The sequence below is a fragment of the Bordetella sp. H567 genome, assembly GCF_001704295.1.
Classification (GTDB): domain Bacteria; phylum Pseudomonadota; class Gammaproteobacteria; order Burkholderiales; family Burkholderiaceae_B; genus Bordetella_C.
Map to the genome: position 1 here is coordinate 3,934,163 of NZ_CP012334.1, position 11,477 is coordinate 3,945,639.

General features: G+C 67.1%; 9 protein-coding genes. 2 read left to right on the forward strand and 7 right to left on the reverse strand.

The genetic code is table 11. The features are described 5' to 3' along the window. Positions 1-51: 51 nt before the first annotated feature. Genes AKI39_RS17680 through AKI39_RS17700 form a run of 5 tightly spaced genes read right to left on the reverse strand, consistent with a single transcriptional unit; the run spans position 52 to position 5,697 of the window. The gene (locus tag AKI39_RS17680; RefSeq protein ID WP_066638904.1) at positions 52-840 is read right to left on the reverse strand and encodes an ABC transporter permease; all 789 of its coding nucleotides are present in this window, start codon (positions 838-840) and stop codon (positions 52-54) included. Beyond that, entirely contained in the window at positions 837-1,949 is a 1,113-nt protein-coding gene (locus AKI39_RS17685) for an ABC transporter permease (protein ID WP_083228909.1), read from the reverse strand. The genes AKI39_RS17680 and AKI39_RS17685 overlap by 4 nt, the downstream gene beginning before the upstream one ends. Beyond that, positions 1,946-3,145, reverse strand: coding sequence for an ABC transporter ATP-binding protein (locus tag AKI39_RS17690; RefSeq protein ID WP_066638908.1), 1,200 nt, complete (start codon positions 3,143-3,145; stop codon positions 1,946-1,948). Before AKI39_RS17690 ends, AKI39_RS17685 begins: the two co-directional genes overlap by 4 nt. Beyond that, positions 3,142-4,605: a hypothetical protein gene (locus tag AKI39_RS26075; RefSeq protein ID WP_066638911.1), complete on the reverse strand. Its 1,464-nt coding sequence runs from the start codon at positions 4,603-4,605 to the stop codon at positions 3,142-3,144. Before AKI39_RS26075 ends, AKI39_RS17690 begins: the two co-directional genes overlap by 4 nt. Positions 4,606-4,635: 30 nt before the next feature. Further along, positions 4,636-5,697: an ABC transporter substrate-binding protein gene (locus AKI39_RS17700; protein WP_066638916.1), complete on the reverse strand. Its 1,062-nt coding sequence runs from the start codon at positions 5,695-5,697 to the stop codon at positions 4,636-4,638. Positions 5,698-6,109: 412 nt separating this feature from the next. On the opposite strand from AKI39_RS17700, the gene AKI39_RS17705 reads away from it, so the two are divergent. Beyond that, positions 6,110-8,476 carry a DUF3772 domain-containing protein gene (locus AKI39_RS17705; protein ID WP_235610838.1) on the forward strand — a complete coding sequence of 789 codons (2,367 nt, stop codon included), beginning with the start codon at positions 6,110-6,112 and terminating at the stop codon, positions 8,474-8,476. 69 nt (positions 8,477-8,545) lie between these two features. Here the strand turns inward: AKI39_RS17705 and AKI39_RS17710 are convergent, their stop codons facing one another. Then, complete coding sequence (locus AKI39_RS17710) at positions 8,546-9,514, reverse strand: tripartite tricarboxylate transporter substrate binding protein (RefSeq protein WP_066638919.1); 969 nt, start codon at positions 9,512-9,514, stop codon at positions 8,546-8,548. 278 nt (positions 9,515-9,792) lie between these two features. On the opposite strand from AKI39_RS17710, the gene AKI39_RS17715 reads away from it, so the two are divergent. Beyond that, positions 9,793-10,752 carry a LysR family transcriptional regulator gene (locus AKI39_RS17715; RefSeq protein WP_066638922.1) on the forward strand — a complete coding sequence of 320 codons (960 nt, stop codon included), beginning with the start codon at positions 9,793-9,795 and terminating at the stop codon, positions 10,750-10,752. Between the two features lie 12 nt (positions 10,753-10,764). Here the strand turns inward: AKI39_RS17715 and AKI39_RS17720 are convergent, their stop codons facing one another. Next, positions 10,765-11,394 (reverse strand): transglycosylase SLT domain-containing protein, encoded by a 630-nt coding sequence (locus AKI39_RS17720; RefSeq protein ID WP_145925309.1) that lies wholly within the window; start codon positions 11,392-11,394, stop codon positions 10,765-10,767. Positions 11,395-11,477: the final 83 nt, after the last annotated feature.

Below are 11,477 nucleotides of genomic sequence, written 5' to 3' on the forward strand. Positions count from 1 at the left end.
ATGCGCGCCCTTGCACGACACGGCGCGCCTACCGCTGAACGCGCCCCGCCGCTACCGTTGCACGATACGCCGCGCCCCGACGATGCGTTCGGCGAGCACGAGGATCAGGATGATCATGATGACCTGTAGCGCCGAGGCGGCGGCCACGACCAGTTGGCTGCCCTGGAACTGAAGATAACTGAAGATCTCGATCGGCAGCGTGACGATGCCGGGTCCGGTAAGAAACAGCGCGGCGTTCAATTCGCCGAAAGAGACGATGAAGGCGAAAAGCCAGGCCGACAGCAGCGCCGGCCAGATGATCGGCATGGTGATCAACATGAAGGACTTGATCGGACCCGCGCCCAGGCTCAGCCCGGCTTCCTCCAATGCGGTATCGAAGGCCTGCAGGGCAGCGACGATGGCTCGAAACGCATACGGCAGGCACACCACCACGTGGGCGATCAACAAGCCCGGCAGGATGGCAACCCCCAGGGTGCGATACAAAAGCAGCAGGGCCAGGCCCAGGATGATGGTGGGAAAAACCAGCGGCGCCATGAACAGCATTTGCAGCAGGTTGGATAGCCAGCCGCGTCGCCGCGACGCATAGATGGCGGCCAGCAATCCGAGCAGGCCCGCCAGCGTCGCGGAAACAAACGCCAGCCACAGGCTCAGTCCGAAAGCCTGTCGCATCTCCGGAATGGTGAAGAAGGCCTGGAACCAGCGCAGGGAAAAGCCGGGCGGCGGAAAGACCAGCGTATCGGCCGAGCTGAAAGCAAACAGGAAGATGACCAGGATAGGCCCCAGGATCAGGACCAGCGCGATGCCGGTAATGAGGCGCAAAAGAAAGCGGCCGGCGCTCATGTGCCCTTCCCCTGCACCCTTTGCGGGCGCATCACGATCTGGATGGCGGCCGCGATGACCAGGGCGATGGCCAGCAGCACGAAGGACAACGCGGCCGCGCGAGGCCAGCGGAAGGTCGCGGCGCTGTCGAACACCAAGCTGACCAGCAGCTTGAACCGCGGACCGCCCAGCAGCGCGATGGTGACATAGGCGCTCAGCATGAGGAAGGTGACGAGCATCAGGCCGGAGGTCACGCCGGGACTGGACAGCGGCAGCGTGACGCGGAAGAAAGTCTGCCACGGGCCGGCACCCAGCGATTGCGCCGCCTCGGTATAGCGCTGGTCGATGGCCGTGAGGGAATTCGTAATGGACACGACCATGAAGGGAAGCAGGATGGTCAGCAGGCCGACCACCACCGCATCGAAGGAATACAGGAACTGGATGGGCCGATCCGTCAGGCCAGCTTCGCGCAGGGTGACACTGAGAATGCCGGTACGGCCCAGGATGCTGACCCAGCCATAGGCGCGCACGACGTTGCTGACCATCAAGGGGAACATCATGAGCAGCAGCATGATCATGCGTCCGCGCGGCGGCAGGCGCGAGGCGTAGAGGGCCACGGGGTAGCCGAGCAGGAGACAGGCGATCAGTACCACGCCGGTAGCCAGCAAGGTGCGCTGGATGATCAACAGGTAGAAGGGGTCGGTGGCGACCTCGACGTAGTTGCGCAGGGTCGGCGCCAGGTCGTACAGCGCCGTCTGGGAGTTCGTCATGAAGCTGACGAAGAACAGGTAGGCCAGCGGCAGGACGAAGAACACGAGCAGCAGCAGGACGGGCGGCGTGGCCACCGCCCACAGCAGTCCCGTACGCGACAGCAGCGCGCGGTTCCGGGGTGTGTCGTCCTGTCGCTGCGCGACTTCCTCCCCAAGGGAGGGAGCGCGCCCTTCGCGCGGCCGCGCGGGCGCGCCGGACGATGTGCCCTCCTGTCGCTGCGCGACTGCCTCCCCAAGGGAGGGAGCGCGCCCTTCGGGCGGCCGCGCGGGCGCGCCGGACGATGTGCCCTCCTGTCGCTGCGCGACTGCCTCCCCAAGGGAGGGAGCGCGCCCTTCGGGCGGCCGCGCGGGCCCGCTCATGGACGTGCCCTCCCGTCCCCGCGCGAGCCGGCGGTAGGGGTTTGGGTACCGGGGGCAGCCGGCGTGGGCGCGAGTGCCACCACGGCGGCGTCGTCCCAGGCCAGGCGGACCACCGCGCCGGGGGCGAGGTGCATGGCGCGCACGCCGTCATTCGGCAGATGGGCCGCCAGCGCGCCGCCTTCGCTTTCCATGAACAGATGCGTCTGCGCGCCGCGGTACACCACCTCTTTTAGCGTGGCGGCCAGGCGGCCTTGTGGGTCCAGGCGGACCTTTTCCGGGCGCAGCGCGAGCTTGATGGCGTCGCCGACCGCGTGGGATCCGCTTGCGGTGCCCGTGCCGGCGGGGGCGTCCACGGTCAGGCAGGTACCGCCCAGGCCGACCACCAGCTTGTCGCCCTCGCGGCCGCGGATTTCGCCGTGCAGGATGTTGCTGGCGCCTAGGAAGGTGGCGACGAACTCCGTGCCTGGACGTTCGTAGATGTCGCGCGGCGCGCCGGCCTGCTGGATGCGGCCGTCCTTCATGACGGCCACGCGATCGGACATGGTCAGGGCCTCTTCCTGGTCGTGCGTGACGAACACCGTCGTGGTGCCCAGGCGGCGTTGCAGCTGCCTCAGTTCGACCTGCATCTGCTCGCGCAGCAATTTATCCAATGCCGACAGCGGCTCGTCCAGCAGCAGCACGTCCGGCTCGAACACGATGGCGCGCGCCAACGCGACGCGCTGCTGCTGTCCGCCGGATAACTGGCGCGGATAGCGCTGCCCGAACCCGCCGAGCGCCACCATGTCCAGCGCACCGGCCACGCGGCGCGCGATGCTGGCCGTGTCGACGCGGCGCATCTTCAGCCCGAACGCGACGTTCTCGGCCACCGTCAGGTGCGGAAACAAGGCGAAGCTCTGGAAGACCATGCCGAAGTTGCGCTTGTGGGCCGGCACGCCGGTGACGCGCTTGCCGCGGATGTGGATATCGCCGCGGCTCGGCTGTTCGAAGCCGGCGATAAGGCGCAGCGTGGTGGTCTTGCCGCAGCCACTGGGCCCGAGCAGGGAGAAGAAAGTCCCGCGCTCGATATCGAGATCCAGCCGATGCAAGGCGACGGTCGGTCCGAAACGCTTTTCCACGCCATCGAAGCGTACATCCAGGGCAGCGGCATCCGCTGTCCGTGCGGGGCCGTCCACCACCGCGCTCGCCACCACGCTCACATCGACTCCTTGATGACGCGGTCGAACCGCGCAATACGTACCGCCGCCGCCAGCAGGCGCACGGGAAGCTCCAACAGAACCAGCATCTCCACGGCACGGCGCGGCGCGCCCTGCAGGGCGAGGATGGCATCGTCCATCACCAGGCACAGCTCGGCCGACAACGCCTCGTCGTCCCCGTCGCGCAGTTCGGGCGCCAGCAGCAGTTCTTTCCATTCGTCGGCCAGGGTGTGCAACATCCCACCCATGAGTTCGGACAGCGCGGGTTCTTCGTTATCGAGCCGGCCGGCCAGGGCGTTGGCCGCCACGTGCCAGGACTGCTCCGCGCGCCGCAGGTTTTCATCCGGCGAACACGCCGGCGCGGGCGCCGCCGTGCCACCGGAGCGCAGGGCCGCGCTTTCCTGGTGCTGCCGTCCAAGGTCCACGGCGCCGCGGTCCCCCCGGACATCGAAGGCGCCCAGCATCAGCGCCGCGTTCAGCACCAGCCGGAAGCTCAGGCAATCCTCGCGGGCGTAAAAACGCAGGGTTTCTTCCATGGTCTTGCGTCCGCGAATGGGCAGGTATTTGCGCACATAGCCGTCCAGCGCCATGGCCTTGCGCAAGAACTCGCCCATTTCCGGATGCGGCGAAAAGCCGACCACGCGCCCTTCATGCGCGTTGCTGGACAGGATGGCGACACGATCGCGCATGACGCGGTCGAAGCGCTCGCCCTCCAGCGGATTATCGATGAACAGCCGGGTCGACATGATGTGGCTTTCAAACGTCCCGCCGGTGCGGGCGCGGCGATGCCCGGGCTCGTACACGGGGCCGTGGTAGTACGCCAGCTCCATCGTTTCCGGCAGATCGCGGCGCAGCGCGGCATCGGCCAGCCGCACATTGAGCAGGCCCGCGCCGGTACACAGGTATTCGTGGGTATAACGCGGCTTGGCATCGAGCAGGCCCAGCCAATGCGGCCGCCCCTGCGAAAAATAATAAGCGCCGCCGCAGGACCCGATGCCGGCGCCGCCGCGCGCGAGAAAGGCCCGGATCGCGTCATCGACGCCGGTCTGGCCTTCGATGCGGTCCAGGCCCCAGGTGGCGAAGCCACCCGGCAGGATCAGGACGTCGGCATGGTCCAGGATGCCGCCGGCGATATCCGCCGCGGTGGCGCGCCGGTACGGCAGGCCCAGGCTCCACAGGCAGTGCGAGTAGTACGCGTAGTAGGGATAGCCGATGGCGGCGCCGCAATACAGCACGATGCGCGGTAGCGCGATCGGTCGCTCGTCTTGGGCAGCGGGCGCGCCGGGGCCGGACACCGCGGCAGCGGGCAGTCCCGCGTGCCGCGCCGCCCGTGCCAGGGTGTCGGGACCGGCGTAGCCGTCCGGCGTGAGCCGGAGGGCGTGGCCGCGCGCCATGGCGCGATGCGCCAGCACGGCGATGCCCAGGGCATCGCCGTGCGGCGACCAGGAAAGCCGGGACGCCATGCAAGGCTCCTTACAGGTTCAAAACGGGGCCTAGGCGCCGCTGATGACGCGGTTCCATTGATCGGTCCAATCGCCGCGCCGCGCCGAAATAAAGGCCTGGTCCAGATCGATGATGCGGGAGACTTCCGCATCGGAGAACTGCACGCGCTGCTGCAGCTCGGGCGACAGCAGCTTGATCATGGCGGGATTGGAGCCGGCGTAATTGAATACCTTCGCCACCCAGGTCTGATATTCCGGGTTCAGCGTCATATTGATGTATTGCTCGGCCAGGGCCTTGTGCTTTGTGCCCTTGGCGATACCGGTGCCCGCCACATAGGAAATCGCGCCTTCGGCGGGAAACACCCATTCCGCCTGGCCGCCCTTTTCGCGCACGGTATAGGTCTGCGATTTGTAAAGCAGCCCGACGACGGCCTCGCCGGTCTGCAGCGAGCTCATGATGGTGTCCGTATCCTTGGCCCAGATCGGCTCCAGCTTGACCATCTTGCGCAGCATGTCGAAGCCCGCTTTTTCGTCCTTCGGGTCCTTGCCGGCCGCCATCGCGCCGATGGGGATGATGTAGGGGCCGATGGAGTGGGTGATCTCGGGCAGCACGATGCGCCCCTGGAATTCGGGACGCCAGAGGTCCGCGTATCCGCGTGGGGGATTCTTGACTTCCTTGGGGTTGTAGACGATACCCAGCGCCGAATAGATCATCGCGACCCACCCGGGCCGCTTGAAGCGATCCGGAATCTGCTTCAGGAAGCTCAGATTCGGCGAGGCGGGATCCAGGGGTTCCAGCACGCCCTGCGACTCGGCCAGCGGAACGACGCCGTCGTGCAGCTGTACGAGGTCGTAGGGCTGGTTGCCCAGGTTGATCTTCAGCTTGGTCACCCGTTCGACCGGCGTGGGCCCGCGGTCCTGGGTGATGGTGTAGCCGGTACTCTTGGCGAACGGGGCGTCCACGTACTGGGCCATGCCGTTGCCCCACAGGCCGCCCCACGTCATCATCGCCAGCGTACCGGACGATTGCGCCGCGGCGAGCGACAGACGGCCGGCGGCCGACATGCCCATGGCCGTGACGGCCGACTTCTTCAGAAATTCGCGGCGCTGCATGGCTGGTTCCTCTTGGGTATGCATCGCGTGGCACCGGCGGCGCCCGCTGTATTGCGTCAGATACAAACGTCTAAGATATCCTAAATATATTTGGTGGAAGAAGCGGGACAAACCCTGACATATCCGCCACGGGCGCCGGCGCACGCGAAATCACGCGCCCGTGCGGCCGCCCTGTCGGGCCAGGCATAACTTTGTTGCAGCGATGCGGCTGTCCGCGCGGTATGCTCCGGCGTCCCCGACTTGCATGGCGCCAATGCGTTTTCCCGCTTTCTTTCCCTCCGCCGCGCTTCGCCGACCGGCGATCGCCTCCCGCCCTCAACACTATCCGGCACGCCCGTCCGCCCCATCCGCATTCCGGACACTGGCAACACGCTTGCTGTTATCGCTGTTCCTGGCGCTGGCCGTGGCACCGATGTGGAGCCACGCCCAGACCTCGACCCCGCAACAGGAAATCGACAAGTCGCTGGATGCCGCCCGCAAGGAGATGGAAGCCCTGCGCAAGAACCTGGCGGAACAGACGGATGACGCGGAGTTGCTGCGTCGGCGTGCGGCGGCAATGGACATCCAGTCCAAGGCCGACGCGATCGCGGAAAAGCTGACGCCCATACTCGCCTCGGTGCAGGCGCGCCTGACCGAACTGGGGCCTGCTTCCGATACGGGCAAGGAGGCACGCGACATCGCGGCCCAGCGCGCCGATCTGGAGAAGTCCCGCTCCACGCTGGATGCGCAGATCAAGCTGGCCCGGCTGCTGTCCGTGGAAGGCGTGCAGACCGCCGAGCTGGTGTCGACCATGCGGCGTTCGCAGTTCCAGGCGCGGCTGGGTGAACGGCGGCCCTCGATGCTGGGCACGCAGTTCCGCGACGACTTCGAGGAGGATCTGCCGCGCGACCTGAGCCGGTTCGACAGCCTGCGCGACGAACTGGCCGCTGCCTTGCGCGGCACGCCCGGATGGGTGTGGGCCGTTCTGCTGGCGTTGGCGGCCGCGGTCATCGGCATGTCGGCGGCGGTGGCGCGCGTGGTGCGCCGCTTCACCGCATCGCGGGTACCGGCGGGCCGGCTGCGCCGTTCTTTCCATGCGCTGATCGTGGTGCTGGTGGCCACGCTGGCACCCGGCCTGATCGGGCAGCTCCTGTACATCGGCCTGGACTGGCAAGGGCAGTTGCCGGACGCCACGCAGGCGCTGATATCCGGTTTTGCCGGCATGCTTTGCATGGGAGGCTACGTCACCGGGCTGGGCCTGGCCTTGATATCGCCTTCCCGGCCCTCGTGGCGGCTGCCGGACATCCCGGATGCGATCGCCGAGAAAATGCGGTGGTTTCCGCATACGCTGGGCCCCCTGATCGTCGTGGTGTGGCTGCTCGACCGCCTGCCGGTTTCGCTGAATGCCAGCCTGAGCACGGCGATCTCCGTCAATTGCCTGGTGACCTTCCTGCTGGTCGCCCTCATGGCGACGGCCTTGGTGCGGCTGGAACGCACGCGGCGCAAGGTCCTGCGCGATCCGGAGACCGGCCATGCGCCGCCCCGCCCGCTATGGATGCTGATCACCGTCAGCACGGCATGGGTCGTCATGGCGGTTGGGCTGATCGCGGTGCTGACCGGCTATGTGGCCTTCGGCAACTTCGCGGCCAAGCAGCTGGTATGGACCCTCATCGTGCTCAGCTCCGCCTACCTGCTGACGGTGCTGACCGACGATTTCTTCATGTCGGTGCTGGGCTCCTCCAGGCGTGACGCCGACGGCCATGAGCACGGCCCCGAACCGCGCATCCGCGACCAGGCCGCGGTGGTGCTGTCCGGCGTGACCCGCGTGCTGATCGGGCTGGTGGCCTTCGTGATGGTGCTGGGCCAGTTCGCCGAGGGGCCGGTGGAGCTCCTGCAGCGCGCGGAGCAACTGCTCAACGGCCTGGCGATCGGCCATGTCGAACTGCGCCCCGCCGCGCTGGTCCAGGGTTTCCTCGTCCTGGCCGCCAGCCTGCTGGGCGTGCGCCTGCTCAAGCGCTGGCTGATCAACCGCTACCTGCCCACCACGACGCTGGATCCGGGCATGCAGACGTCGGCCACCACGCTGTTCGGCTACATAGGCGTGGCCGTCGCGGTGGGCCTGTCGCTGTCGGCGGTGGGCATCGGGCTGGAACGGGTGGCCTGGGTTGCCAGCGCCTTGTCGGTGGGTATCGGCTTCGGCCTGCAGGCGGTGGTGCAGAACTTCGTCTCCGGCCTGATCCTGCTGGCCGAACGCCCGGTCAAGGTGGGCGACTGGGTGTCGCTGGGGGGTGTCGAAGGCGATATCCGCCGCATCAATGTACGGGCCACGGAAATCCAGATGAGCGACCGCTCCACGGTGATCGTGCCCAATTCGGAGTTCATCACCAAGACGGTCCGCAACGTCACCCATGCCAACCCGCTGGGCCTGGTACAGATCAAGCTGCCCATGCCGCTGGCCACGGATGCGACCAAGACGCGCGAAATCATTCTTTCGGCATTCCGCGAGCACGAGGACATCCTGGATACGCCGGCGCCCAATGTGTTCCTGGACGGCATCGATGCCGGCAACCTGATGTTCAACGCGACTGGCTACGTCGGCTCGCCGCGCCAGGCCTACGGCACCCGCAGCGCACTGCTGTTCGAGGTCCTGCAGCGCCTGGCCGAGGCCAACATCGGCCTGGGCAAGCCGCCCACCATGCTGGTCGCCGCCCCCGCGCCGCTGCTGCCGGGGATAGCCGCCAGCGCGGAGCCCCTCGCGCCGGCGCCGCCCGACCCTTCCCGCACGGCCGACACGGAATAGCGTGCCGGCGCGGCGAACGCCGGCGAGGATACCGGCCGGCCCTGCGCAAGCCCGGGGCGCGCGATACGGCTACTGCGGCGGAATGCCGGCCTCGGCGACGACCTGGCGCCACTTCGTCATCTGTTGCCCGATGAACCGGGAGAAGTCCGCGCGGCTGCCCCCGGCCGGCACCACGCCTTGCGCCTTGAAGGTTTCGCGCACGTCGTCCATGCGCAGGATCGCGTTGATCTGCGTATTCAGCTTGTCCAGGATCTCCGGCGGCGTGCCGGCGGGCGCGACGAAGCCGTGCCAGGACGAGACGTCATAGCCGGGCACCCCCGCTTCCGACACCGTCGGCAAATCCGGCAGCAGCGGCGTGCGGCGCGTATCGGCCACCGCGATGGGACGCACCTTGCCGGACTGGACGAAGGCCCAACAGTTGGCGATCGCGTCGAATGCGGCCTCGACCTGGCCGCCGGCCAGGTCGGTCATCATGGGCGAACTGCCTTTGTAGGGAATCTGCACCATGTGGATGCCGGCCATGCGTTCGAACAGCGCCATGGCCAGATGATTGGACGACCCGGTGCCGGATGAACCGTAGTTGATGGCCGCCGGCGATTTCTTCGCCGCCTGGACCAGGTCGCGGACCGTCTTGATCGAGGAGTCCTTGCGCACCGTCAGCAGCATGGGCGACTGGCCCGCCAGCACGATGGGCGCGAAGTCCTTGCCCGTGTCGTAGGGCAAGGACCGGTATACCGACGGATTGGACGCGAAGGGAAACTGCGCCACCAGCAAGGTATAGCCGTCGGCCGGCGCCTTGGCCACCGTGGACGTCCCCACGATGGTGCCCGCGCCGGGCCGGTTCTCGACGATTACCGGCTGGCCCCAGGCCGCGCTCAGCTTGGCCCCCACCAGCCGCCCCAGTGTGTCGTTGAATCCTCCCGGCGGGTAAGGCACGACGATGTGGATGGGTTTGTCGGGATACTGCCCCGCCCACGCGCCGCCTGGCGCGCACAGGACCACGGTCAACGCCAGCAGGCGCGCAAGTCGCTTGATCAATGCTGTCTCCTTGGTCCTTGCCGGACACGCTGTTATCGGGCCGCCAAGGGAGGCGGTCTTATCCGAGGGCAGTCTAGGAAGGCAGGCTATATCAGGTCAATTAATCTTTAATTATCAAGTTCATCATTGTTAATGATATACATCCCCTGTGAGCGAGATGGACTGAGAGAGCCCTCCTTCGCATTCACGCGTATCCCTTAATATGCGGTCCATTAGCAATAGTGATGTCGCGACCGCGCAGCCACCCGGCCGCGACACCGCGGCGACACGAGGCCGACATGGAATTCCGCCAGATCCAATACTTCATCTGCCTGTTCGAGGAAGGCACCGTCACGCGCGCCGCCCGCCGCCTGAATATCGTGCAGCCCGCACTGAGCATGCAGATCGCCCGGCTGGAGGAAGAGCTGGGCCGCAAGTTGTTCGAACGCAGCCAGCAGGGCATGCAGCCGACAGCCGCGGCGCGGCAGATGTACCGGCTGTTCCTGCCCATCCTGCGGGATTACACGCATGCGCGCGAGCAGGTGCTGCGCACGGACGGCGAGCTGAACGGCCACGTCAACGTGGGCATGATCGCCTCGGTCGCCCAAGGCGTGCTGTCCGACGCCCTGGCGGCATTCAATGCCCGTCACCCGAAGGTGACGGTGACCGTGACGGACGGATATAGCGCGACCCTGGCGGACCTGGTCGCGGGCGGCCAGCTGGACGCGGCGTTCATCAACAAGCCACGCCGGCCGCTGTCGCTCAGCGTGGAACACATCGCGGACGAAGACGTCGTGCTGGTCACGGGCACCGGGCACGCCCATGGCCTGGGGCCCACGCTGTCGTTCCGCGAAGCCGCCGCGCTGGACCTGGCCCTGCCCACCCGGCAGCACGGCCTGCGCGGCATCCTGGAAAGCTTTGCCCGCACCGAGGACGTCGACCTGTCGCCGCAGTTCGAAATGGACTCCATCGTCTCCATCATCAAGCTGGTGGAACGCACGCGCTACGCCACCCTCCTGCCGCGCGTGGCCATACGCAATCGCGTCCGCCGCGGACGCCTGAACTGCCACGAAGTGGTATCGCCGCGCCTGATCCGGCAGATCGCCTGTGTCACGCACCCTCGCCGCGCGTTGAGCGCGGAGGCCACCGCCTTCGTCGGCGTGCTCGCCGACCACGTGCGCGGCCTGGCGGAAGACGCCGACACGCCGGCCGCCAGTCGGAACGATGCGACGGCCGAGGCATCGCCCCCGCGGGGCTAGCGCCCGGGCGCGCTAGAACGGCCAGAAACCGGAATCCAGTTCATCCTTGCAGCCGGCGTACTGCTGACGGAAGCGATCGGCACGCGCCTGCACCTTGCGCGCGACGCCGATCAGCCACGGCTTGCGGTTGTAGCTCCTGGCACGGTAGCCGCCCCACCCTTCGTGGTAATTCAGGTATTGGCCATAGGCGTCCAACTTCGACACGCCGTTCAGCTTCTGCGTCTTGTCGATGTACCAGCCCATGAAATCCATGGCGTCGTCGAAGTCGTCCCGGCTCGCGAACCAGCGGTGGTTCTGGCTGACATAGTCGTCCCAGGTTTCATCCTTGGCCTGGGCATAGCCGTAGGCCGAGCTCACGCGCCCCCAGGGGATGAAGCCCAGCAGATAATCGCGCGGCGGCTTGGCGTCGTAGCGAAAGCCCGATTCCTGGAACAGGATGGCGAACGGCACCTGCACCGGCACGCCCCATTTTTTCTGGATATCCAACGCGGCCTCGTACCAGTCGTCCTTTTCACGGAAGATGGCGCAGATATCCTCCGGATTGCGCGGCGGCGCGGTCGCGCAGCCGGACAGCCACACCAGCGGAAAGACCAGCGCCGCGAGCGCGGCCGGGCGCACCCGCGCGGCGGCAAGGGCGCACATTCTGGCGTAGCTGACAGCGGGGTGGCGAAACACGTGCGAGCGACCTCGGAAACGGCGGCGCGCCGCGCAGCCCGGGCGCGCCG